This window comes from Verrucomicrobiota bacterium (assembly GCA_021413925.1).
Taxonomy (GTDB): Bacteria; Verrucomicrobiota; Verrucomicrobiia; order Chthoniobacterales; family UBA6821; genus UBA6821.
On record JAIOPL010000029.1, the window covers coordinates 1 to 22,291 of the forward strand.

Sequence of the window (22,291 nt, forward strand, 5' to 3'; positions counted from 1 at the left end):
CCTATGTCCAAGGTCTTCGAGACAGGGGAAAACCCTACAAATGCGCCATCGTCGCAGCCATGCGCAAGCTCCTCATCCACCTCCAATGCCTCATCAAAAAATCACAACTCGCCCCTTGCTAAAAACCACAGTTGCTCCGCGGGGAAAAAATTACTTAGGCCGCTTTCTTCTTCGATCTGCTGGTTTTTTGGGCCGAGGGAGAAGCTGAGGGAGAAGCTGCGGGAGCGGGATTTTTGCTCTCCAGCGCCAGCAATTCGGAGATGGTCACGAACTTGTACCCCTTTGCGAGAAGGGCGTCGAAGGTTGCAGGCATCGCCGCGATGGTGTCGGGGTGGATGTCATGGGCGAGGATGATGGATCCCGGTTGCGTTCCGGCGAGGATGCGCTGAGTGATGACCTGGGGGCCGGGCCGCTTCCAGTCAAAGGGATCGACCGACCAGAGGATGACCTTCATGCCGTATTCCTTCTCGATCGCCTTGTTGAGGCGCGGGTTGGTGGCGCCGTAAGGAGGGCGCATGAGTGTGACCGGCTTGCCAGTGGTCTTGGTGATCGTCGCGGAGGTGTCGGCCAGTTCGTGCTGCAGACCGCCTTCGCCGAGCTTGTTCAGCGCCTTGTGATCCCAGCTGTGGTTGGCGACTTCATGGCCCTCGGCAATGGCGCGCGCAATGATCTCGGGGTGCTCCTGCGCAAGCTGGCCGAGGACGAAGAAGGTGGCCTTGATGTTACGCTGCTTGAGGATGTCGAGAAGGCGTGGGGTCAGCACAGCGCTCGGTCCATCGTCGAAGGTCATGGCTATATAGGGACCATCGACGCGGATCGAATTATACGAGGTGCGTTCGCCGGTTTGGGAGGGGAGCTCCTGGGGCGTTTGCATGGCCATAGCCGGAGGCACGGCGGAAGATGTAGTAGGTGCGGCGATCGGATTAGTTGAAACCCGCGCAGGCGTTGCCGGAGCGACCGTCGATGTGGTTAGGATCGGCGCAGGTGAGGTCCAAGGCGACGTGGAGAGACTTCTTTGCTGGGCGGAGGCAAGTGCCGTGGAGAGAATCACTAAAGCCATGGGCAGTAAGCTGGAGATGGATCGACGGAGCATGATGATCAGAAACTGACACAAATTCCCGAAGATGCACGCGCGGAAATATCCCTAGAAGCTGTTTGTTGCATTGGCCTACACAACGCTTATTAGCGCACTGGCCCGGGGGGTGAGAAGGCTCAGGAACTCGAGGATAGCCGGTTTTTTAGGCATCGGCCGCTTAGTGACAGCGCCCATGGGACGCCACATCCGTTCCGCATCGAGTTGACGTGTGGTCAGGGTGCCCTGCTTGATTTCTTGGCGTACGGAGGTCTCGGGAATGATCGAAATCGCTTGCTCGGCTTCCACGGCGCCCTTCACGGTCTCAATGTTCTCCACCTCCGCGACATAGGAGACCCGCACTCCGGCTGCCCTCAGCGTTTTGTCAAGATACTGGCGGGTAGGGATGTCCGGCGTGAGTCCAACAAAGCGTTGGCCGTCGAGATGCTGGAGCCCCAGAGGTTTCTTGCCCGAGAGAGGGTGTCCCGGAGGCATCACGAGGACTAGTCGTTCCTGCCAGCAGGTGATGGCGCGCAAGCCCGGCCGGGCCTTGGGATAAGCTACGAGTCCGAGGTCAGCGCGTCCATCCTCGATGGTCTCATAGATCTCCTCGGCTTTGCGGTAGTCGACGTTGACCTCGACCCCGGGATGGGTCTTACGAAACTGCTTGAGCAGGGGCGGGAGATTGTGAAGGGCGATACTGATGACGCTGGCGATGCGTAGCTTGCCTCCGAGTTCTCCCCGCGCAACACGGAAGCGTGTCCCAAGGCTCTCATAGCGGTTGAGGATGTCTCGGCAGACCTCGAGATAGACACGCCCTTCGGGAGTGATTTGGAAGGTTTTCCTGCTGCGGTCAATCAGCGGTACGCCGAAGTGTTTTTCCACGGCCCGCACCTGCTGGCTCACTGCGCTCTGCGTGATACCGCTCGCTTCGGCGGCGCGGGAGAAATTTCCCGTGTCACAGAGATCGCAGAAGACCTTGAATCCCTCGATATGCATCGGCAGAGTCTGCTGTGATCAGGTGATGAATCCCAAGGCAAAAACCACTTCCTATTCACTGACCCTGACTGCCGACAACCGACTGTAAAACTATGCCTTCCATCGCTGAAAACCTCGAATCCGTCCGTGCGAATATCGCCACCGCGGCGCATCGTGCCGGCCGCGATGTGTCGACGATTGAGTTGATTGCAGTCTCCAAAACTTACCCGGCCGATGTCGTTTGTGAAGCCGTGGAAGCCGGGCAGGAAATCTTCGGTGAGAATCGTGTTCAGGAGGCTTTGATCAAGATCCCGAATCTCCCGGGGCGCCTACAATGGCATCTCATCGGGCATCTCCAGTCCAATAAGGTCCGAAAGGCATTGCCCTTATTTCAATTGATTCACGGAGTCGACTCGACCGACTTAGCCAAGGACATCGACCGGATTGCCGGCGAGACGGGGCATCACCCGCGCGTTCTGCTCGAAGTGAATGTCTCGGGCGAGGGAAGTAAGCATGGTTTTTCACCCGAGATCTTAGAGCGAGATCTGGAGGTGCTTCTTGCCCTGCCGCGTGTTCAGGTGGAGGGGTTCATGACGATGGCCCCGCTTGCGCCGGAAGCCGAATCGTCGCGTTCTTACTTTGCCTCTCTCAGGGAATTGCGGGATCGGATGTCCGAAAAGGCGGGGATTCCCCTCGGAACGCTTTCCATGGGGATGAGTGGAGATTATCAAGTGGCCGTTGAGGAGGGGGCCACACTAGTCAGGGTGGGGTCTGCCATATTCGGGAAGCGATAAAAAAATCCGCCTAATTGAAGATTTTTCGGGTCAAAAAGATAGCGCTACGCTACCCATAGTGGTCATGTCAGACTTTCACGAAGAAAACGACGAGCTGCTGGACCTCGAACAAAACCCCTCTGCTGAGGAACTCCAGAATCAGGTTAAGAGGGCGCAATCCGAACTTCTTCAGCTGCGCCAGCGCCAGGATCAGATCGAAAAGGAGAAGGAGCGCCTTGAGGAACTGACTCGTCGCCAGGAGGAACTGGAGCGCGGACGCAATGAGATCGCCGATAAACTCGGTCGCTCCATCATTCTGGTCCAACGTGAGACCGAGGAAGCCCAGCGCCGTCTTGAACAGCTCAACACCATTCAGGATTCCTTTGCGGAGCATCTTCACAACCTTGAAGAGATCGAACCCAAGTCATGGAACGGCCGTGACCTGCCTCGCGAATTGACCCGTGCTCTCGGCACCGTCGACGAGGCCCGTGCAGCTTATGCCCGCTCTCACGCCAAGATAGCTCCCATCGGGGATCCTGAGACCGGGTTGAACGGCGAGGCCGGAGCGCTCTTCCACGAGGGTGGGGATGATGAGCAGGGATTCGCTTACTGGCTTCAGAACGGACTAGCCTTCACGCTGCCACTCTTGATTCTCGGCACGACCGCCCTGTTTGTCTGGATCTGGCATCTGCTGACAGCTCCCAAATAAGTCGTCCTTATCTTCATGCCGACTCCCTCTCCCGGCCGCCGCAATGTCCGTCCACGCCCAGCGGGACAATCGCCATTGCGCCCGAAAGCGAAGGCTCCGATTAACGACGATCGCCAGCGTCTCGAGAAGGATCTTGAGGAAATCCGGCAACAGGAGCTCAGGCTCAGGAAGCTCGAGGAGGAGATGATAAGGAAGGTGGAGGAGCTTCCCAAGAAGCTCGAGGAGCGTGAGCGCAAGCAGCGGGAGAGGATCCATAAGCTCGCTGTTCTTACTGCAACCGATCATGTCGGTCGTCCCCAAGACAAGCGCCATGCCCCGCTTCGGCAGGCCAACGGGACGCGCCGTATGACCCTTTCGGAGCAGCGCAGATCGCGGATACAATTCCTGATGCTTTGCGCGGTGTTGGCGGTCTTCCTGATTCTTCTTTGGAAATCCCTTCCCTGAGGAAATTATCTGGCATTAGCGTCGGCTTGGTCACACCGATCGTCGCACCGATAAAATGCTCCTAATTTCTCCGACTTCAGGATAGCTTCATCCGATGCCCGCGGCCAAGTCACCGAAGACCAAAAGGTCCCAGACAAAGAGTTCCCAAGGGTCCTCGGCCGGTACTGGGGATCGCGATTTAGCGCGGCGTGCGTACCGCACCATGCTGGAGGCCCGTCTTGTCGAGGAAAAGCTGGCCGCGCTTTGCCGTTCCGGAAAAATCGTAGGCGGTGTCTTCCTCGGACGGGGGCAGGAGGCCTTGAGCGTAGCGCTGGGAGTTCACCTTCGCCGGGGCGATATCTATGCTCCGCTCATCCGCGATCAGGCGGGAAGGCTTGCCTTCGGCGATACCATTCTAGACACACTCCGCACCTATCTCGGCTCCTCCCTAGGCTCCATGCGGGGACGCGACGGGAACATTCACCGGGGACGCCCCTCGGAGGGATATCACGCGATGATCAGCCACCTAGGGGCCATGGTCTCCACGGTCTGCGGTGGCCTTGTGGCTAAGCGCTTTCGCGGTGAGAAGGGTGTCGTGGGTGCCACCTGCATCGGGGAAGGAGGCACCTCGACGGGAAGCTTCCATGAGGGAATGAATATGGCGGCGGTTGAGAACCTCCCGCTTGTTGTCGTGGTGGCCAATAATCAGTATTCTTATTCGACGCCCAACAATCGTCAGTTTGCTTGTTCTGATCTTCTTTCCAAGGCCACTGGATACGGCGTGGCAGGCCACCGCACCGTAGGCACCGATCTCGTCGATTGTCTTGGAGTGATTAGCGAAGCGGTCACCGCAGCCCGTCGGGGAGAAGGCCCCCAGTTGGTGGTTGCTGATCTTCTCAGGCTTGTCGGGCATGGTGAGCACGACGATGCCTCCTACATCCCCGAGGCCGTGAAGAAATCACCGCTTGGACAGGATTGTCTGGAACTCGCGAGGCAGTCGCTCATCGAGAGGGAATGGTTGTCCGAGGAGGAAGCCGATTCCTGGCACGACGCCGTCAAGAAAGAAGTCGAGGAGACTGCCTCCAAAGTCATGAGGGAACCTGCTCCGGATCCCGCTGAGGAGGATTGGAATGCCTTTGCCTCCCCTTCCCTTGGCCGGAATCCTTAGCCCAGAGAACCCATGAGCAGCATCACCTATCTTGAAGCCATACGCCTGGCGCAGCAGAGGGCTCTGAAGGAGGACCCAAGGGTCTTCATTTACGGGCAAGACATCGGTGTGTTTGGCGGGGCATTCAAGGCCACAAAGAATCTGGCTAAGGAATTTCCGGGCCGGGTTCTGGATGCTCCGATCAGCGAGGATGCCATGGTGGGACTTGCCATCGGGGCAGCAGTCGAGGGGATGAGACCCATCGTTGAGATGCAGTTTGCAGACTTCTCCACGTGCGGTTTCAACCAGATTGTCAACCAGGCCGCAACGCTCCACTACCGCACCGGAACACCCTGCCCCATCGTCGTGCGGCTTCCTAGCGGAGGAACGCCGGGAAGCGGTCCGTTCCACAGTCAGAGCATGGAGGCTATCTACGCCCACTACCCCGGCCTAGTCGTGATGACTCCTGCGACCGTCGAGGATGCCTACACGATGCTGCTGGAGGCCGTCGAACTGGAGGATCCGGTGATATTCTGTGAGCATAAGTTCCTCTACTATCATCTGAAGGCGGAGAGTCTCCCTGCAACAGTCGGTGAGGCGCTTCCCTTCGGAAAAGCGCGGATCGCACGCCCCGGTAGGGACGCGACAATCGTGGCCTACAGCGCCATGGTTCACGAGGCATTGGCTGCCGCCGAGGAGCTCATTCAGGACGGTTATGACATCGAGGTCGTGGATCTCAGGACGGTACGTCCGATTGACACAGATACGATCCTTGCCTCCGTTGCCAGGACAGGACGTCTGCTTGTGGTTGGGGAGGCATGGCCCTGGGGAGGAGTTGCTGCAGAGGTCATCGCGCGTGTCGCCACCGAGGGGTTTGGTCTTCTGGATGCCCCCCCGCAGCGGCTCAATGCGAAGGAGACGCCTGTTCCTTATCATCCCGCCCTCTGGGGAACCCATCGGCCGACGGCCTCCTCCGTGGCCAATTCCCTGAGGCAGCTTTTGGAACTCTAACTTTTATCGTCCATCGCCCACCCGAACCGCAGACACCCATGTTCCCGTCACCCGCCTCACCCAATCTCCTCCCGATCATCATGCCCCAACTTGGTGAGTCGATCGCCGAGGCAACAATCGTGCGTGTTACCTTTGCGGTTGGCGACCGTGTGGAGGCTGACAAGGATCTGCTCGAGGTTGAGACCAACAAGGCGGTGATGGGTGTCACCGCTCCCTGTGGCGGTATCCTCCGTGAACTGAGTGCGACAATCGGCGAGAGTTACGCCGTCGGAGCTACACTCGGCTATCTTGAAATCAGCGAAGAGGATGCTGAAAGACTTGGACTGAACGACGCTCCTCCCGCGCCGGTGGAAAAGCCAAAGAAGAAAAAAGCTGCCGGCATTTCGGGAGCAGCCGAGGCGGAGTCGATCAAGCCCTCTAGAAAAGCTGTGGAACCGACCGTCAGCGGTCTTCCTGTGCCCGCCCACGCGGGAGGAGCGAGCTTCCTTTCCCCGCGAATGAAGGCCCGCATGGCCGAGTTGGGTCTTCATGCGGCCGATCTTGCCGGCGTCGCTGGCAGTGGTGCCGGAGGTCGTGTCACGATCGACGATCTGGAGAGGTTCCTGCAGGATCTGGAGAGGAACACTATTTCCCCCGCCTCCTCCATGAGAGTGGCTGTGGCCGATGCCATGCGTCGCAGTTGGACCAGACCGCTTGCAACCGTGGTCCTGCCTGTCCAACTCGACATCCTACTTGCCCACCGCAAGCTTCAGGCCGTGAAGGCGGGACCAGCTCTCTACGCACTTCGAGCCCTGGCTATCACTCTTTCAGAAATGCCCACCGTGGCAGGGCGTCTCATCGGCGACCGGGTGATTCACCCGCGATCCATCGACATCGGATTTGCCGTGGAGGCGGAGGACGGAGTTCTTGTCCCTGTCATCAGGCATGCCGATCAGTCGCCTCTTGTGGATCTTGTCGAACGCTACAATCGCCTGGTCGAACTTGCCCGTGCTAGGCGCCTTCCCGGATCCGATACAGGGGGCTCCATCGCGACGATCACCAATTACGGCGTCTTCGGGCTTACCATGGCGACACCGATTCCCCTGCCGGAACAGAGCATCCTGCTTGGCATCGGGGTGGGCCGGGTTACTCCGTTCTGGAATCAGGAGAAGAAGGCGTTCGTTCCAGTGACGGAAGCACAGTTTACTCTTAGTTTCGACCATCGTGTTCTCGATGGGGGCGCAGCAGGAAGACTTCTTCAGCGCGTATCGAACCTCCTCGGCACTCCGGAAGAGCTTTAGTTCGCTATCGTGTAAGGCCCCAAATCCCTTGCCTGTCTAAAAAAGGGGTCTCCGCGAAAATTCGCAACTTTTGTGAAATCGCGGTGTTATTCCCCATGATGAAAACACAACCATTGCTCATAGCGCTGCTTCTTGGCTTTTTACCCCTTTCACTCAAGGCTCAGAATACCAACGCCCCGGACCAAATTCCTGCTCCGCCATCTCCAGGTGGTCATGGTCCGATGGTCAATCTCAGCGACACGGAACGGGCCCAGGCTAAAGCTGCCCATGACAAGGCGATCCAGCAGGACCCTGAGCTAGATCAAAAAATGAAGGCTGCCCATCAAGCAATGGAGGAAGCCAAAAAAGCCATGCATGATGCGATGATCGCAGTCGACCCAACCGTCGAGCCTATCCTCGCTAAAATGATGCCTCCAAAACGGGCAGGAAAACACGAGAGTGGCCAAGGTGGCCCAAGCAGTCAGAGCGGAGTTGCCTCTCCTTCCTCTTCAACCAATGCCAATGCATGGCAACATCTTGGTCGCCATGAACCTGCGGGAATGGCCAATCTCACGGAGAGCGAGCGCCAGCAACTCAAGTCCCTCCATGAGCAGGTGAAGAACGATCCTGCCGTCATTGCGGCCAAGCAAGCGAAGCAGGGCACTACGACCCCCGAGGCGAGACATGCGGCGGAGGAATCCATGCGCCAAGCAATGCATGATGCGATGATCAAGGCAGATCCCTCTGTGGAGCCCATCCTTGAAAAACTTCACCCGGAGAATGGAGGAGAGGGAAAAGCATCAGCCTCGCCTTCAGCGATCCCGATGGCTCAGTAAGTGGTTCCTTAGGCCGGGTTCCTTGGAAGTCCGGCCTCTTTCCCCCAACACTTGGTTATCCCTGAGGCTTGATCACGTTCTTGCTGCCGCCGGTCTCCTTGGGAAGCGTGATGGTTTGGACCTTCTGCTTCGGGATGCCCCTGTGGAGCATTCTTGTGTAAGGTCCTTCGACGACCTGAGGGAAGTAGAGATCGCGGCGGTTTTCCACTGTGGTGCAACCCGTAAGGAAGAGCGCCATGAGGAAAGCAATACCAATACCTACAGGGATGTTGGGAGGAAGTGTAAGTTGCACGATATCGGAGCATAATCGTGCTAGCCGATTCCGTGTCAAAGAAATTGCCCCTTCCAGACTTCTTCGCAAGGATCCTCTTTCATGCTGCTGGCTTATTATATCCATGACCTGAGCCCCTTCCTGATCCACATCGGGGGATTTGGACTGCGCTGGTACGGATTGGCCTATCTGGCCGGGTTCATCGTCGGTATCCTGCTCTATAAGCATCTTGCGAAGCGTGGATATTCCGATCTGCGCCCTGATCAAGTGACGGATTTTATCACGATGGGTGCGCTCTTCGGGGTACTCCTAGGGGGACGTCTCGGTTACCTGCTCTTTTACGATGTCGACCGGTTTTTCCATGATCCCCTGATTTTCTTCCGCGTGTGGGAAGGTGGGATGGCAAGTCATGGAGGCATTCTTGGCCTGACCTTTTACACGATCTGGTACGCTCGTAGACACAGGCTTTCTTTCCGGAATCTTGCCGACAATCTCGTGGTGGTGGGCCCGGTCGGAGTCTTTTTCGGACGATGTGCCAACTTCATCAACGGCGAACTCTATGGCCGTGTGACCGATGCCTTCTGGGCAGTCCAGTTTCCGAAAGAGATCCTCATCTACCCTCCGGAGCATCTCGACCGGTTGCTGTCCAAGACTGTTGCCGTCGACCCCTCGTTGGGATCTCCCGAGGCGGTGATTGCCGGGGTGGCCGCTTCTCAACCGCTTCATGAACTGCTGGCCGTCGAGATCGCTCCGCGCTATCCATCCCAACTTGTGGAGGCGGGACTGGAGGGACTCTTCCTCTTCGCTCTACTCTGGATGCTCCGGACGCAGGTACGACTTGCCAATGGTGTCCTGACAGGAGTTTTCTTCATCGCCTATGCCGTTGTAAGATTCCTAGGTGAATGCTTCAGGGAACCCGATGCCCCGTTGACTGGAATGCTCACTAGGGGACAATTTCTCTCCCTGTTCATGATCTTTATCGGGATCTTTTTCCTACTTTGGGCGCGCTGGAAGCCGAGCTATCCGCACCGGTTCACGAAGGCCGCATCATCATGACGTCATGATCGCGGTGCATTATGATCGGGGGGTCTATCTTCCAAGCTGCGATCATCTCTGGTTGGATCCTCGGGGAACGCGCCCCTTCGCGTTCATATCCCACGCCCATAGTGACCATACGGGTCACCACCAGAGGACGATCCTGACAGAGCCTACGGCCCGCTTCATGCGAGCTCGCATGGGGTCGGGTGGTAAGGTGCAGCATGTCCTGAAGTACGGCGAGGAGAGGGAGTTCGGATCCTTCAAAGCCACGCTCCTTCCTGCGGGACATGTTCTGGGATCGGCTCAAGTCCTGATCGATCGGGATGGGGAGCGGTTGCTCTACACGGGTGACTTCAAGCTGCGACCCGGGCTCTCCAGCGAAGCGGCACAATGCGTCCAGGCCGATACGCTGATCATGGAGACGACATTCGGTCTGCCTCATTACAACTTTCCCCCGGCCGCAAAAACGATTGCCCATATTCTGGAATTCTGCCGTTCCACCCTGGCGGAGGGCTCAGTGCCCGTGCTTCTCGGATACTCTCTTGGCAAGGCTCAGGAAATCCTGGCCGCACTCACGGGGTCTGAACTACCCGTGATGCTGCACGGCTCTATCTGGCAGATGACTCGTCTTTATGAGGAACTCGGAGCGGTTTTCCCGCCTTATGGGCGTTTTGAGCCTGAGCAAATTGCGGGGCATGTCCTAATCTGTCCCCCCATGACGAAGAATTCTGCGATGCTCGAAAAAATCACCGAAAAGAGAGTTGCGATGATCACGGGCTGGGGTCTCGATGAAGGGGCTGTCTATCGATACGGATGCGATGCTGTCTTTCCCCTCTCCGACCATGCTGATTATGGCGAACTGATGGAGATGGTCGATCTCGTGAAGCCTTGCCGTGTCTTAACCCTGCATGGCTATGCCGATCAATTCGCCTTGGACCTACGGCGTCGCGGCATCGACGCCTGGTCGCTCACCGGCGGGAATCAACTCGAGTTCGGGCTCTGAGCAAGCGGTTGGTGGACCCCTCACTTTCGGATCCTTATCAGGATCGCAACATCTTCTCTACACGCGCAGCATCCGCGGGCGTATCAACCCCAAAGCCGCGATGGGAGGTCATGACCACACGGATTGGGATGCGGTTCTCCAGGGCGCGGAGTTGTTCCAGTTTCTCGCACTGCTCGAGGGGGGTTGGGGTGAAGCGGACCAATTTGCGCAACACGTCCCTGCGGTATCCATAGATGCCGACATGGAGCAGCGGTGCTACAGCGCTTGTCTTGTCCTTCGCGTCGCGCTGATACGGGATCCTGCTCCGTGAAAAATAGAGTGCTTCGTCATGCCGTCCCATCACTACCTTCACGAAGTTAGGATCATCGGCTTCCTGGGGATCGGTGAAGGGGGTCGCCGCGGTGATCATACCGATCTTAGGGTCGTGCTTCAGAGTCTTGGCCAATAAAGATATCAGGAGAGGATCGATCATCGGCTCATCACCTTGGACATTAATGAAGTGCGTCGCTTCCTTGAGTCTCACCGCTACTTCGGCAATCCGGTCAGTGCCACTCGGATGATCGGGCGATGTCATCACAACATCGGCCCCAAAATTGAGCGCCGCCTCGGCAATCCGGTCGTCATCGGTGGCTATCAGGACACCGGAGATCCCTTTTGCTTGGAGAGAACGTTCCCAGACATGCTGGACCAGCGGTTTTCCCGCTATCGCATGGAGGCACTTCCCTGGGAATCGCGTAGATCCCCAGCGGGCCGGGATAACGAGGGCGATTGAGGTTTTGGAGGTGATAGCACTCATGGTCAAAAAGGATTCAACGACTCAGCGATTGAAAGATTCAATGGTCACCGTCGAGCACAAGACGAACAGCCTCGGTGACGGTCGGCGCGATGAAGTCGGCCCCGCAGCCAAGATGTTCTTTTCCGTAGCCTGTCTCCACGAGAATGGTGCGCACGCCCGCGTTCCGGCCGCACTCGATGTCGATCCCCTTGTCCCCGATCATGAAGGATCGCTTGAGATCAATTCCGTGCTCAGATGCCGCCTCGAGGATCATGCCGGGTGCCGGCTTGCGGCGTGGTGATGGGTTGTCAGGATGGTCCGGTGCCATGTAGGAGGCCTCGACTTCCCCGTTGAGTTGGCGGAAAAGCTCCGCCTGCACGGATTCGAACTGTTCGACGGTAAAGTATCCCCGGCCGATGCCACTCTGATTCGTGATCATGATCACGGCCCAGCCCAAGGAGCGTGCTTGAGCGAGTACTTCCGCGGCACCAGGATAGGCTCTGACATCTGCGGGGTCGTGACAATGGTCGACCTCGACCATGAGCGTTCCGTCGCGGTCGACAAAGAGGGCGGGACGCAGACCTTGGGCGCCGCTCATGTTTCAGCGAGATCCCTGAAACTCGCTTCCAGTTCAGCGCGTGTGCAGGTGGCGGTACCCAGTTTGCCCACGACGATGCCAGCGGCATGGTTGGCCAGTTCGGCCGCCTCCTCCGGATTGGCTCCCGCTGTGATGCCTAGTGTGTAGAGGGAGATGGAAGTGTCACCCGCACCGGAAACATCGAATATTTCCCGGGCGCGTGTCGGCGTGTGATAAGGCGGCAGCCCCTTGCGGAAGAGCATCATGCCCTGCTCGCTCAGGGTGATCAGGAGAGCGCCGGCATTCCAGCGGTTGAGAAGGATTTCACCCACCTTCATGAGGGCAGCGTCGTTTTCAACGGGATGAACAGGAGAGGAAAGTGGAATACCGGCGGCGGCGAAGGCCTCGGAACGGTTCGGTTTGATTGTGGCAATGCCAGGCCATTCCAGGGGATTTTTGGGATTGGGATCGCAGGTGACGATCACGCCCTTGTCCCGTGCCTCTTCTAGGACGGTATCCACCAATCCTTGGTCGAGAAATCCCTTGCCGTAGTCCTCAATAAGCACGGCATCGGCCTCTCCAACCAGCTGGCGTGTCTTGCTAAGGATATCCTGCCTTTCCGAACCAGGTGCCATGCGCTGTTCGCGGTCCACCCTGACGACCTGCTGGCGCTGGGCAATGATCCGGGTTTTCACGATAGTCGGGATGGAAGGATGCGTGAAGAGGCCCTCAATGGATATCCCCTCGTTTCTCAGTAGCCCTGTGAGCTTTTCACCGGAGGCATCGACCCCCACTATTCCAAGCATGGTGACCGAGGAGGTAAACTCCCGAAGATTGCGTGCCACGTTTGCCGCTCCGCCGGGATAGCTGGACTCGCTCTGTACCTCCACGATGGGCACCGGTGCCTCGGGGGAGATCCTGCCCACATTTCCCCAGACAAACTCGTCCAGCATCAGGTCGCCAATAACGAGGAGTCGCTTGGCCGCTGCCTTATCAAGAATGTGTTGTAATCTTTCCCGGTCCATTACAGATTGAAGTCAACCAAAAGCGTGTGAACTACGATTCGCCCATGCTCCATAGCGAGACCCCTCTCGGCGAGGGTATTTTTTCCCAATTTCCGATGAATCATCTTTTTTCAATCAGCACGGCTATCGCTTGCCTGTTTCTAATCTCCCCTCCGATCATGAGGGCAGACACTCCTCCTAAGAAGATCTCACTTTCCGATTTTCCAGCTGCGGCCGTTGAGGAAGTGGTGGTGCCGGTACCCAGCGAAATTTTTGCTGTTCTCGACAAACTCGGCAATCCGAACTGGAAGGGTCAGCTCCGTGACGGCAAGGTTCGCACACCTGAGGACCGCGCACGCACGGCCCTTCTTCTCGGAAATGTGATCGCTGAAGGATTTGTGGCCGTCGAGGCCGAGGATGCTGAGCGCGTGAAGGAACTCGGTCGCCAGGTTCTGACGCTCGCGGAAGCGATCAATGTCCGCAAGTCGGTCATTGCCCGGAGCAAGAGCATCACAGACAAGGCCGATCAGCGGGATTGGAGAGGTGTCCGGGCGGAGTTTGACGGTGCCCTGCAGGATGTCCGCGGCGCCATGCAGGAACTCAACGATCAGGATCTTTCGCAGTTGGTGAGTCTGGGCGGATGGCTCCGGGGTACCGAGGTGCTAACCTCGATCGTGAGTGGCGGGTTTTCCAAGGATGGCATAGAACTTCTTCATCAGCCCGAGCTGGTGAATTATTTCGATCGCTGCATCGGCTCCATGGGAGGACGACTCCGGAAGAATCCGCTGGTTGCCAGCATTCGGGATGTACTGAGGAAAATCGGCCCTATTGTCAACGAGGGGGGAGATAAAATCACCCCTGAACAGGTCAAATCAATCCATGACCTCACTCATGGTGTGAACCAGCAGATTGTTGAAGGGACCACCGGAAACTGATCATGAAATTTCTTCTTTTCAGTGGATTTGGCGCACGGACCCAGCGATTTGTTTTGGTAGCGATGTTGCTCGCCGCCTGCTCACCCTGCCTGCTCCGCGCCACGGTGGACGATGCCCTCTCGTTCGCCTATGAGGCGGCTCTACCCTATTATAAACAGGGATACTCCATTCGTAAGGATGCCTGGGGCGGCGACCTCGGGGTTCGGGACAAAAAGGCTGTCAGCTCGCAACTCTTCAAGGGAAATAATTATTGGTTCCTGATGGCCTCCGATGTGAAGGGAGCGACCCTTTCCGTTCACATTTACGACGACAACGGCAATCTTGTTGATGCCGAAAGCTGGCAGAAGGGACGTTTTGCCGGAGCAAGAGTCAGCCCGAAGGCAACGGGAACATTTTTTGCCATCGTCCAAATCCTCAAATCCCCCGAGGATCGCACTCCGTGGGCGTTGGTTTACGGCTATAAGTAGCCGTTGTCGTTGAAGAGACCATTACAGAAAAGAAAGCAGGGTCCTGCCCGCAATCCGAAGAAGGCGTCAGCTTTCGCGGAAGAGGTTACTTTGGAATTCGACAATGCCCGTGCCCTGCAAGCTCTGTACGGCGGCGATGAGAAATTGCTTCGACTCATGGAGAGGGCTTTTGGTGTTCGCATCACAAGCCGTGACGGGTGGCTGAAGATCCAGGGTGATGACAAATCCGTGACCAAGGCCCGGCACGTGATCGCTGAACTCCGCCAGGTCGTTTCCTTGGGGGGAGTGATCGGACGGGATGAGTTTCTTTTCGCCCTCGAGCATTCCGAGCCTTCAGTGTCCCCTCCAGCTCACCCGGGTCCCGATGGTTGCTCGCCGCTTTCTACTCCTTCTCCTCTTGAAGGCCTCTATCAGGAACGGATTCAGTGTTCTCCGCGCAAGCCACCCGTTGTTCCGAAGAACCTGTCCCAGCGAGATTACCTCCGGGCCATCGATACCCATGATATCACTTTCGGTGTCGGTCCTGCTGGAACCGGAAAGACATACCTTGCCGTTGCCAAGGCCGTCGCTGCCCTCAAGGCGGAAAAAGTAAGCCGGATCATCCTCACGCGACCCGCTGTGGAGGCCGGTGAAGCCTTGGGATTCCTGCCCGGGGAACTGCAGGAAAAGATACTGCCTTATCTTCGCCCTCTCTACGATGCTCTGCACGACATGCTGGAACCTGAGGAAATCCAGCGCGCCATCGAGCGGAACATCATTGAGATCGCTCCCTTGGCCTACATGCGTGGCAGAACCCTAAACAAGGCATTCATCATCCTGGATGAGGCTCAGAATACGACCACCGAGCAGATGTTCATGTTCCTCACTCGCATCGGGATCGGTTCGAAGTGCGTGATCACGGGCGACAGGACTCAAATCGATCTTCCTAAGAACAAGCCGAGCGGTCTGATTGAGGCGATTGGCGCACTGGCAAGCACTCCGGGAATCAACTTCCATCTTTTCGGCGAAAAAGATGTCGTTCGTCACCCTCTGGTTAGGGCCATCATCACTGCCTATAAGGAGCATCGCGGACTCCAAGAGTCCCGTATTTGATTAATCATCCCATGTTCCGTTTCCTAAAAAAACAGAGGCTCGCCGCCCGGGGTATGAGTTGCGGGAAGTCACGCCTTGCCAGCAGGGAGACCATGTTCGGCATGCTTGAGGAGGGGCGTCTGCTGCGTTTTGGTATAGTCCTTGCAGCGGCAGGAATCCTTGCCCTGTTCTGCCTGGCAGGAGATGCGCGCGATCCGCTCAAGCATCTACTATACGCTCTCCTTGTGCTTGCCCTTGCCGTTGTCCAACCGGTGGTCAGCAACGATTCGTCCTTAAAGAAAAATTCCTCGCTCGCTCTTTTTCTGGGGGTGATCCTATTGCAGGTCGGGATCGGTGAGTTTCTGCAAGGCCAGGCAATCGAGGGACGTCTGGATGATCGCCTGGTCGCTCTGCTTCTTCCCTACGCGTTTGCGCCTTTAATTCTTTCCGTGCTGATGGGGCCCCAGATCGGACTTTCGGCATGTCTGGTCGGTGCGCTCTGGTGGTCGGTCCTTCATGTCACGAGAGACCCCGTGCTGCTTCTGCTGGCGATCACCGGTGGTCTTGTAGCCGTTCTCTCAACCCTTCGTGTCCGCCGCCGATCGAGGCTTCTGAGGGCAGGTTTTTATTCAGGTATCGCCGTCTGGATTCTGGCAGTCATGTCCGGCCTGATCGGTCCTATCCTTTGGGATAGCCTCACCTCCACGGACTGGTGGAGTCTTGGTATCGAAAGCGCTCTTGCCGTCGGCACGGGGATTTTGACCGCCGTTCTGGTCAGCGGTTCCCTTCCGATGATCGAGAAGCTTTTTGGGATCACCACGGAGATTTCCTGGCTTGAGATGGCGGACCTCAATCATCCCCTGCTCCGAAGACTTAGCCTCGAGGCACCCGGCACCTACCATCACTCGCTGGCGATGGCTAACCTCGCGGAGGCTTGCGCCGAGAAAGTTGGTGCCAATGCCACACTCTGCCGGGTTTCCGCCTACTTCCATGACATCGGCAAGCTGGTGAAGCCTGAGTACTTCACAGAAAACATGCCGTCCGGCGAGAATCTCCATGATGAATTAACACCCACCATGAGCGCTCTGGTCATTCTTTCCCATGTTAAGGAAGGGGTCGATCTCGCTGTCCGAAACAAACTGAATCGCCGAGTTATCGATACGATCAAACAGCACCACGGCACGACTGTTGTCGAATATTTCTACCAGCGTGCGCGTCAACAGGAGAAAGATGCCCGTGCCGGAGGCTCCCTCATGAATGTTCGTCCCGAGGATATTCCGAAAGTCAGCGAGGAGAGCTACCGTTATCCCGGTCCCAAGCCTCAGACCGTGGAGGCTGTTATCATGGGTCTTGCCGATGCCGCCGAGAGCGCCTCACGGAGTCTGGAGCGACCTACTCCCCAGCGACTGGACGACCTCGTCCATGATCTCCTCAAGGACCGGATAGATGACGGGCAGTATGACGAGGCTCCCGTCACGGTTTGCCAGCTCCAACAGATCGCCGCCTCACTTGTCTCAAGTCTCAGCAGTATGCACCACAGCAGGATCGCCTATGGACGGCGGAAGGATGATAAACCTCTTGTCGGTAAGGACTGATCAGGAGTGACGTGACTCTGAAGGCTTAATCAGGAAGGTGAGCCCGGCGCCCAGGATCAGGAGCAATCCGGCTGTGATAAAACTGGAATCAAAGCTTCCACTGCTTGCCTTCAGCATCTGCTGAAGCCTGCTGAGAGCGAATCCTCCAACACCCCATGCAGTGAAGAGGCAGCCATAGTTCATTCCGAAGTTCTTGAGTCCCCAGAGGTCCTTAGCGAGGGATGGAAAGATCGAGAGATTGGCGCCGTAGTTGAAGCCGATGAATGTGGCCACCAGAACAATGAGATACTTGGCACCTCCCGAAGAGGAGGTGATAGGTATTGCAGCAAACATCAGGGCGGCTTGGATCAGCAGGACGAGCATGAGGGTCCAGCGTCTTCCGATTCTGTCGGAGAGGATTCCTGCCACGATGCGCCCACCCGCATTGCCAATTGCCATCACGGCCACGGCGATGAAGGCCGACTCGCCCATGGACTTCTTGGCCATGCCGCTGATGCTGCTGATGACCATGAGTCCCGCTCCAGCTCCGATGAAGTAGAGAACCCAGAGAAGCCAGAACGAAGGGGTTCTGATGATTTGTCCGGGTGAGAGATCAGGAGAGGGCAAGGCCATCGATCCTCCCGTACTGCGGTTCGCCACATGAGAGTAACCAGCAGGAGGATTTACCAGCAGCTGGGATAAGCCACAGACGATGACGGCGAAGACGACACCAAAGAAAAGCATCGATTGGAGAAGCCCGAAGTGTCGCAGCAGGAAATCGGAAGCCGGAGCAAGATAGAGCGGGGCGAGACCGAACCCAGCAACGACAATGCCTGCGATGAGTCCGGTTTTGGAGGGGGGGAACCACTTCAGCGCAGGGGGTGTGGCCGAGGAATAACCGAAGCCGATGCCGATGCCAGCGAGTACCCCGAAGCCGAGTACCCAGATGCCGTAGCTGTTGGTTGTGGAGATCAGCGCAAAACCTACTGCAACAAGCAGGCCGCCGATGGTAGCTGTAACCCTGGGGCCGAGCTTATCCTGACATCTTCCGGCCAGGATCATCGAAAAGGCAAAGACCAGACAGCAGAGGGCGTAGGGGTCGTTAAGTTGGGAGCCCTTCCAACCAAAATCCTTTTCGATGGCTCCCTTGAACATGCTCCATGTGTAGAGCACTCCTAGGGCGAGGTTGATACCGAGTCCTGCCAGCGCAACGCTCCAGCCTTTGTTTAAGTGAGTGGGGGAAGTCACGGAACAAGAATGAGGTAAGCAGGATGAATGATGAAATGAAAAAGGGCACAGGTAACAAAGGCGGGTAAAAAATATGAAATCTCCACATTTCGGCGTACCAAATCCTCCTAATGGGACTCATTCGCTGACCCGGGAACGCCCCTTCTTCACCTCGGAGCGGTGACGCTTTCCCTCGACCAGCTTTCTCTTCTCAGAGCGGGATCTGGGGGCAAGTCTGCGGCGAGTCTTGGCTGCGGCCGCCCTAGCCTTTTGTCGCCTAAGGATTATTTGTTCGGTGAGCTTTGCCGAAAGGCGCTCTCTGGCTATCTTCCGGTTCATGCTCTGGCTGCGTGAGTCGGTGACCGTCACAGAGAGGCCGCTCGGGATATGGGTAAGCGTCACGGCCGTAGAAACCTTGTTCACATGCTGGCCTCCCGGCCCGGAAGAACGGGCGAAGCTTTCTTTAAGTTCTTCGTCGCGGAGATTCACGGGTTCCATGGGATTTATTCGCCGGTTTCTTGGAGTTCCTTAGAGCTTCATAATTTATAATTCATAATGCATTCTTTTCCCATGTTTACCCACAAAGTCCTGGAATCCGTTGCCGGACCTCTTGACCAGATCACTGATGAGACAACTGGGCTGCGCCTTATCATCTGCCGGATCGGTGCGGAACCGGTGAGTTTAGCCCTCCGCAATGGCAAGGGGGAGTGGGAAGGTTTCCTCTGGCGCGACGGTCAGGTGGAGAAGCCCGCTTCGGGCTGGGGCAACCACGCCACGGTGATGGGCTATTTTGTCCATCGCCTCTGGAAGCAGGAATCGGTGTGCGAGGGGCACCCGATCAAGGGGGGGAACCACGGGTTTGTCCGCAGTCATGCATTCCCTCAGCCCGAGGTCGATCTCGCGACTGGGACGATGACCTATCATGTCGATCCCGCGGAGATTCCAGCGGATGCCTATCCCTACAAGGTGGCGATGCGCCTTATCTATGGCATCTCGCAGGGAAGCATGCGGATGCGTTTCGAATTTGAAAATTGCGAGAACCACCCCGTGGTTTTGAGTTTCGGATGGCATCCCGGATTTGAAGTCGGCTCCCTGGAGAGCGCCAGGGTTCTTCTGCCGGCCGGCAACTATCGCAGGGAAATGGCTCCGGGCGATTTCCTCGACGGGACTATTAAGGAAATTCCCTTTGCCGGCGGCGAGATGCCTTTCTCGAAAAAGGATCTTCCCGGCTCCTTTCTCTTGGATCTGGAAGGAGTCAGCGACCGTCGCTTCGTTCTGGAGGCCCCTGCACTGGGACATCGCATCGAGTGCGATTACTCCGAGGCTCCCTATCTGACACTCTGGAGCAACGGTGATCCCTTCGTATGCATCGAACCTTGCTGGGGATTGCCGGATCACAACCCTCCCGTTCCCTTCGAGCAGAAGAAAGGGATTCAGCATATTGCCGCGGGCTCGACGATCTCGGCCTCCCTTGCGGTGACCCCCGCGTTCCTTGGCTAATCCTCGGACAACCTTTGGTTGAGCCACTTGCGGAAGCAGGGCCGTACTGCTAATTCTTTTCTCCCTTGAAAACTCAGAAAGATCTCTCTCCCCAGCAGAAGCAGTCCTGGCTTAAGGCCGTCAGCGCCATGGAGCAGAAGAACTTCCCCTATGTCATCCAGATCTGCCAGACATTGCTCCAAAGCATGCCCGATTTTTTGGACGGCAGGAAACTGGCCCGCAAGGCCGCGATCGAGAAATCAAAGACGATCAAGAAAGGGTTCTTTTCGGGTCTTGGTGGAGGATCCTCGATGGCTCTTATGAAGGCCGGAGGGCTCAAAAGAAAAGATGATCTTCTGGCTCTCCTCCCTCTGTTGGAAGAAATCTTAGCCGATGATCCCTTCAACGCTCAGGCGAACACCTTTCTCCAGGAAGCTGCCCTAAAATGGGATCCACCCATGAAGGAGCTGGCCTTCTTTGCCTTCGAGACAACCCTCGAGGGTAATCCCAAGGATAAAGTTCAAATAAACCGCTACGCCTCCTTCTGTATGGAGAGGGATGAAAACGGAAAGCCAAGAGATCCGGCGCGCGCCGTAGAACTTTACAACAAACTCTTGGCGATCAATCCCAATGACATGGTTGCCATGAAGGGTAGCAAGGACGCCTCGGCCTCCCAGTCGGTTCAGCAGGGCGGATGGGAAGTTGCCGACAGCTACCGTGACCTCATCAAGAACAAGGAGGAGGCCGTCTCTCTGGAGCAGCAGTCCCGAGTCGTCAAAAGCGACGAGATGATCGACAACCAGATCGCGGAACTCTCCGCCGCCGTGCAGGCGGAACCCCAGAGTGTTGATAAATCCCGCAAGGTGGCGGAGCTCTACGAGCAGAAAGGGGATTTGGAGAACTCTCTCGAGTGGTATAGATACGTGCTTGGACTCTCCGGAGGCGCCGACACCACGATCAGCCGGAAGATCAGTGACCTGCAGTTGCGCCAGATCGACGATGCCTTCACGGCACGAGAGGAGTATCTGGCCTCATCACCTGATGATCCCGAGGCTCCCCGTTATCGTGAGGAGATGGATGAGCTGCGGAAGCAGCGTGCATCATTTGTCCTCGCGGAGGCACGCGAGCGTGTCGACCGAAATCCCACGGATCTGATCGCCCACTTCGATCTGGGAGTTGCCCTGATGGATGCGGGGGAACCGCAGGATGCGATCGGTCATTTCCAGAGGGCTCGTATGAACCCTAGCATCCGCCTCAAGGCAATGGGCAAGCTCGGGCAGTGTTATGTGGCCCGCAACATGAACGATCTTGCAGCGAAGACGCTCTCCGATGCCGTCTCCGAATTGGTCGGGATGGATTCGGTCAAGAAGGACCTGCTCTACAATCTAGGGAGCGTCTATCGGTCCATGAACGAAACAGAGAAGGCCGTCGAATGCTTCAAGCAGATCTACGAAGTCGATTACGGTTACAGAGATGTGGCGCAGCTAGTCGAATCCTCCTACGGCCAGGGTTAAGGCTTGGGATTTCCGCGCTCCGCGGCGTTCTGCTGCGCTCGCAACGCCGAGTGCTGAATCGAGATCTGGGGAAAGTTCGAGATAGACTGCCGCAGGTAGCCTGAAAGGCGAGACGAGTGGGAACGAGTGAGTCAAAAGCACGGAGTAGGATTTGTCTGCCGATCGTCCCCGATCAGGCATCCTCGGATCTACTGATCCGAAGACTTCTCGGCCTACCCCTCGAATGACTAAGCCGCGTTCCCACGCGCCTTTTCTACAGCTTGAACGGCACTTTGCTCCCGCAAAGCCGTGCCGCCCTTCGGGTTTTCCTACAGAAACTTCTCCGCGCCTCTTCCCAGAGGCTTGGTTCGCTTGCAGGCCTGGCGGTGCATCGAAACTTCCAAGCCTTGAGCTCGGGGGGTTCGTCGGTTTTTGAGCCTTAGATTCTGAGACGATTTTAGAGTCGGTGATAGTTCACAAAAACAACTCCACATGGAGTTGCTTAAAAAACGATCGTTTTTGTGACGGAGGGAAAAAGGCAAGGCGATCACCAAAGGTTTTTCGCTCCAGTAATTGGTTCGACCGACCTTTAATTTGAAAGAAATAGTATGCTGGCATTATTAATACATCCAAGGAGTACAATGAGTGCGAAAAACCCGTATGACCACCTATGGGCATTTCTGACTGGTATCCTCAGGTTTTCTTCGTTGCCGCTGATAGAGAGGCAGCGAGCTAGAATAAATGCTTCTGTCCTCCAAGAGATATGGTAGCAAAGCAACCAGACAGTCCAATGAAGCACAACTCCATATAGAATACAGGCCACCCACCACAAGGTAGGATGGATTTGCTTTTGTGACCCCCACCCAAATAACAACCAAGCCTCAATCGTGGCCGCTGGTATGGCAAGTATGATGCCTATCGCTGCTGTTGCTAAATTTGCTAAAGAGGACTTCCACCAAAGCTCCTTTTTGTGAGCTATCTCGATTCGCTTTGAGATAAAAATTGCCTCAAAGACAATGATAAAGATTCACAAGCGTCCGGTTATAAGTCCCACAGCATCAATTGGTTATTTTTGTGAGGCATGTAAGATTTGAAGTCGGTTTCTGTAAGTAGCTCATGGATAGGAACTTTCTCAAAAGGATGAATGCTCAAAAGCTGGAAGGTTCTGT

At 56.6% G+C, this 22,291-nt stretch carries 24 protein-coding genes; 16 read left to right on the forward strand and 8 right to left on the reverse strand.

The genetic code is table 11. The features are described from left to right. Positions 1 to 154 precede the first annotated feature (154 nt). On the reverse strand, positions 155 to 874 hold the full coding sequence (locus tag K8R57_10775; protein ID MCE9588780.1) for a polysaccharide deacetylase family protein: 720 nt from the start codon (positions 872 to 874) through the stop codon (positions 155 to 157). Here K8R57_10775 and K8R57_10780 point away from each other — a divergent pair. Beyond that, entirely contained in the window at positions 873 to 1,109 is a 237-nt protein-coding gene (locus K8R57_10780) for a hypothetical protein (protein MCE9588781.1), read from the forward strand. The genes K8R57_10775 and K8R57_10780 overlap by 2 nt on opposite strands. A 59-nt stretch (positions 1,110 to 1,168) precedes the next feature. Here the strand turns inward: K8R57_10780 and K8R57_10785 are convergent, their stop codons facing one another. Next, the gene (locus K8R57_10785; protein ID MCE9588782.1) at positions 1,169 to 2,071 is read right to left on the reverse strand and encodes a LysR family transcriptional regulator; all 903 of its coding nucleotides are present in this window, start codon (positions 2,069 to 2,071) and stop codon (positions 1,169 to 1,171) included. A gap of 92 nt (positions 2,072 to 2,163) precedes the next feature. Between K8R57_10785 and K8R57_10790 the strand changes: the two genes are divergently transcribed. The 7 genes from K8R57_10790 (at position 2,164) to K8R57_10820 (ending at position 8,208) form a co-directional block, all read left to right on the forward strand. Next, complete coding sequence (locus tag K8R57_10790; protein ID MCE9588783.1) at positions 2,164 to 2,844, forward strand: YggS family pyridoxal phosphate-dependent enzyme; 681 nt, start codon at positions 2,164 to 2,166, stop codon at positions 2,842 to 2,844. Between the two features lie 64 nt (positions 2,845 to 2,908). Continuing rightward, positions 2,909 to 3,532, forward strand: a complete 624-nt coding sequence (locus tag K8R57_10795) for a hypothetical protein (protein ID MCE9588784.1) — start codon at positions 2,909 to 2,911, stop codon at positions 3,530 to 3,532. Positions 3,533 to 3,547: 15 nt separating this feature from the next. Next, complete coding sequence (locus tag K8R57_10800) at positions 3,548 to 3,976, forward strand: hypothetical protein (GenBank protein ID MCE9588785.1); 429 nt, start codon at positions 3,548 to 3,550, stop codon at positions 3,974 to 3,976. Between the two features lie 202 nt (positions 3,977 to 4,178). Next, positions 4,179 to 5,123: a thiamine pyrophosphate-dependent dehydrogenase E1 component subunit alpha gene (locus K8R57_10805; protein ID MCE9588786.1), complete on the forward strand. Its 945-nt coding sequence runs from the start codon at positions 4,179 to 4,181 to the stop codon at positions 5,121 to 5,123. Between the two features lie 12 nt (positions 5,124 to 5,135). Further along, positions 5,136 to 6,113 (forward strand): alpha-ketoacid dehydrogenase subunit beta, encoded by a 978-nt coding sequence (locus K8R57_10810; GenBank protein ID MCE9588787.1) that lies wholly within the window; start codon positions 5,136 to 5,138, stop codon positions 6,111 to 6,113. Positions 6,114 to 6,193: 80 nt separating this feature from the next. Next, on the forward strand, positions 6,194 to 7,393 hold the full coding sequence (locus K8R57_10815; GenBank protein MCE9588788.1) for a 2-oxo acid dehydrogenase subunit E2: 1,200 nt from the start codon (positions 6,194 to 6,196) through the stop codon (positions 7,391 to 7,393). Between the two features lie 95 nt (positions 7,394 to 7,488). Further along, a complete protein-coding gene (locus tag K8R57_10820) occupies positions 7,489 to 8,208 on the forward strand; it encodes a hypothetical protein (GenBank protein MCE9588789.1) in 720 nt (239 codons plus the stop codon). Positions 8,209 to 8,263: 55 nt separating this feature from the next. Here the strand turns inward: K8R57_10820 and K8R57_10825 are convergent, their stop codons facing one another. After that, complete coding sequence (locus K8R57_10825) at positions 8,264 to 8,500, reverse strand: hypothetical protein (protein ID MCE9588790.1); 237 nt, start codon at positions 8,498 to 8,500, stop codon at positions 8,264 to 8,266. Between the two features lie 81 nt (positions 8,501 to 8,581). Between K8R57_10825 and lgt the strand changes: the two genes are divergently transcribed. Together lgt and K8R57_10835 are read left to right on the forward strand one after the other, a co-directional pair. After that, positions 8,582 to 9,535, forward strand: a complete 954-nt coding sequence (gene lgt / locus K8R57_10830; GenBank protein MCE9588791.1) for a prolipoprotein diacylglyceryl transferase — start codon at positions 8,582 to 8,584, stop codon at positions 9,533 to 9,535. Positions 9,536 to 9,701: 166 nt separating this feature from the next. Then, positions 9,702 to 10,520 carry an MBL fold metallo-hydrolase gene (locus tag K8R57_10835; protein ID MCE9588792.1) on the forward strand — a complete coding sequence of 273 codons (819 nt, stop codon included), beginning with the start codon at positions 9,702 to 9,704 and terminating at the stop codon, positions 10,518 to 10,520. A 37-nt stretch (positions 10,521 to 10,557) separates the two neighbouring features. Here the strand turns inward: K8R57_10835 and kdsB are convergent, their stop codons facing one another. Genes kdsB through K8R57_10850 form a run of 3 tightly spaced genes read right to left on the reverse strand, consistent with a single transcriptional unit; the run spans position 10,558 to position 12,897 of the window. Next, on the reverse strand, positions 10,558 to 11,316 hold the full coding sequence (gene kdsB / locus K8R57_10840; protein ID MCE9588793.1) for a 3-deoxy-manno-octulosonate cytidylyltransferase: 759 nt from the start codon (positions 11,314 to 11,316) through the stop codon (positions 10,558 to 10,560). Between the two features lie 37 nt (positions 11,317 to 11,353). Next, entirely contained in the window at positions 11,354 to 11,893 is a 540-nt protein-coding gene (locus K8R57_10845) for an HAD-IIIA family hydrolase (protein MCE9588794.1), read from the reverse strand. Then, positions 11,890 to 12,897 carry a D-glycero-beta-D-manno-heptose-7-phosphate kinase gene (locus K8R57_10850; protein MCE9588795.1) on the reverse strand — a complete coding sequence of 336 codons (1,008 nt, stop codon included), beginning with the start codon at positions 12,895 to 12,897 and terminating at the stop codon, positions 11,890 to 11,892. The genes K8R57_10845 and K8R57_10850 overlap by 4 nt, the downstream gene beginning before the upstream one ends. 158 nt (positions 12,898 to 13,055) lie before the next feature. On the opposite strand from K8R57_10850, the gene K8R57_10855 reads away from it, so the two are divergent. The 4 genes from K8R57_10855 to K8R57_10870 all read left to right on the forward strand — a co-directional run bounded on the left by K8R57_10855 (position 13,056) and on the right by K8R57_10870 (position 16,944). Next, on the forward strand, positions 13,056 to 13,811 hold the full coding sequence (locus K8R57_10855; GenBank protein ID MCE9588796.1) for a hypothetical protein: 756 nt from the start codon (positions 13,056 to 13,058) through the stop codon (positions 13,809 to 13,811). Positions 13,812 to 13,813: 2 nt separating this feature from the next. Then, complete coding sequence (locus K8R57_10860; GenBank protein ID MCE9588797.1) at positions 13,814 to 14,278, forward strand: hypothetical protein; 465 nt, start codon at positions 13,814 to 13,816, stop codon at positions 14,276 to 14,278. A 156-nt stretch (positions 14,279 to 14,434) separates the two neighbouring features. Beyond that, positions 14,435 to 15,370 (forward strand): PhoH family protein, encoded by a 936-nt coding sequence (locus K8R57_10865; protein ID MCE9588798.1) that lies wholly within the window; start codon positions 14,435 to 14,437, stop codon positions 15,368 to 15,370. A gap of 11 nt (positions 15,371 to 15,381) precedes the next feature. Continuing rightward, on the forward strand, positions 15,382 to 16,944 hold the full coding sequence (locus K8R57_10870) for an HDIG domain-containing protein (GenBank protein MCE9588799.1): 1,563 nt from the start codon (positions 15,382 to 15,384) through the stop codon (positions 16,942 to 16,944). Here K8R57_10870 and K8R57_10875 read toward each other — a convergent pair whose 3' ends face one another. Further along, positions 16,945 to 18,078 (reverse strand): OFA family MFS transporter, encoded by a 1,134-nt coding sequence (locus tag K8R57_10875; protein MCE9588800.1) that lies wholly within the window; start codon positions 18,076 to 18,078, stop codon positions 16,945 to 16,947. A gap of 210 nt (positions 18,079 to 18,288) precedes the next feature. After that, entirely contained in the window at positions 18,289 to 18,648 is a 360-nt protein-coding gene (locus K8R57_10880) for a peptide chain release factor-like protein (GenBank protein ID MCE9588801.1), read from the reverse strand. Between the two features lie 72 nt (positions 18,649 to 18,720). On the opposite strand from K8R57_10880, the gene K8R57_10885 reads away from it, so the two are divergent. Then, the gene (locus tag K8R57_10885) at positions 18,721 to 19,650 is read left to right on the forward strand and encodes a hypothetical protein (GenBank protein ID MCE9588802.1); all 930 of its coding nucleotides are present in this window, start codon (positions 18,721 to 18,723) and stop codon (positions 19,648 to 19,650) included. A 65-nt stretch (positions 19,651 to 19,715) separates the two neighbouring features. After that, positions 19,716 to 21,143, forward strand: a complete 1,428-nt coding sequence (locus K8R57_10890; GenBank protein ID MCE9588803.1) for a tetratricopeptide repeat protein — start codon at positions 19,716 to 19,718, stop codon at positions 21,141 to 21,143. The last annotated feature ends 1,148 nt before the right edge of the window (positions 21,144 to 22,291 follow it).

Bases quoted from the DNA above. Each gene is read 5' to 3' on its own strand.
- K8R57_10780 (MCE9588781.1), top strand. From the start codon at position 873: ATGGCCATAGCCGGAGGCACGGCGGAAGATGTAGTAGGTGCGGCGATC.
- K8R57_10775 (MCE9588780.1), bottom strand. From the start codon at position 874: ATGCAAACGCCCCAGGAGCTCCCCTCCCAAACCGGCGAACGCACCTCG.
- K8R57_10785 (MCE9588782.1), bottom strand. From the start codon at position 2,071: ATGCATATCGAGGGATTCAAGGTCTTCTGCGATCTCTGTGACACGGGA.
- K8R57_10790 (MCE9588783.1), top strand. From the start codon at position 2,164: ATGCCTTCCATCGCTGAAAACCTCGAATCCGTCCGTGCGAATATCGCC.
- K8R57_10795 (MCE9588784.1), top strand. From the start codon at position 2,909: ATGTCAGACTTTCACGAAGAAAACGACGAGCTGCTGGACCTCGAACAA.
- K8R57_10800 (MCE9588785.1), top strand. From the start codon at position 3,548: ATGCCGACTCCCTCTCCCGGCCGCCGCAATGTCCGTCCACGCCCAGCG.
- K8R57_10805 (MCE9588786.1), top strand. From the start codon at position 4,179: ATGCTGGAGGCCCGTCTTGTCGAGGAAAAGCTGGCCGCGCTTTGCCGT.
- K8R57_10810 (MCE9588787.1), top strand. From the start codon at position 5,136: ATGAGCAGCATCACCTATCTTGAAGCCATACGCCTGGCGCAGCAGAGG.
- K8R57_10815 (MCE9588788.1), top strand. From the start codon at position 6,194: ATGCCCCAACTTGGTGAGTCGATCGCCGAGGCAACAATCGTGCGTGTT.
- K8R57_10820 (MCE9588789.1), top strand. From the start codon at position 7,489: ATGATGAAAACACAACCATTGCTCATAGCGCTGCTTCTTGGCTTTTTA.
- lgt (MCE9588791.1), top strand. From the start codon at position 8,582: ATGCTGCTGGCTTATTATATCCATGACCTGAGCCCCTTCCTGATCCAC.
- K8R57_10835 (MCE9588792.1), top strand. From the start codon at position 9,702: ATGCGAGCTCGCATGGGGTCGGGTGGTAAGGTGCAGCATGTCCTGAAG.
- kdsB (MCE9588793.1), bottom strand. From the start codon at position 11,316: ATGAGTGCTATCACCTCCAAAACCTCAATCGCCCTCGTTATCCCGGCC.
- K8R57_10845 (MCE9588794.1), bottom strand. From the start codon at position 11,893: ATGAGCGGCGCCCAAGGTCTGCGTCCCGCCCTCTTTGTCGACCGCGAC.
- K8R57_10850 (MCE9588795.1), bottom strand. From the start codon at position 12,897: ATGGACCGGGAAAGATTACAACACATTCTTGATAAGGCAGCGGCCAAG.
- K8R57_10855 (MCE9588796.1), top strand. From the start codon at position 13,056: ATGAGGGCAGACACTCCTCCTAAGAAGATCTCACTTTCCGATTTTCCA.
- K8R57_10860 (MCE9588797.1), top strand. From the start codon at position 13,814: ATGAAATTTCTTCTTTTCAGTGGATTTGGCGCACGGACCCAGCGATTT.
- K8R57_10865 (MCE9588798.1), top strand. From the start codon at position 14,435: ATGGAGAGGGCTTTTGGTGTTCGCATCACAAGCCGTGACGGGTGGCTG.
- K8R57_10870 (MCE9588799.1), top strand. From the start codon at position 15,382: ATGTTCCGTTTCCTAAAAAAACAGAGGCTCGCCGCCCGGGGTATGAGT.
- K8R57_10875 (MCE9588800.1), bottom strand. From the start codon at position 18,078: ATGTTCAAGGGAGCCATCGAAAAGGATTTTGGTTGGAAGGGCTCCCAA.
- K8R57_10880 (MCE9588801.1), bottom strand. From the start codon at position 18,648: ATGGAACCCGTGAATCTCCGCGACGAAGAACTTAAAGAAAGCTTCGCC.
- K8R57_10885 (MCE9588802.1), top strand. From the start codon at position 18,721: ATGTTTACCCACAAAGTCCTGGAATCCGTTGCCGGACCTCTTGACCAG.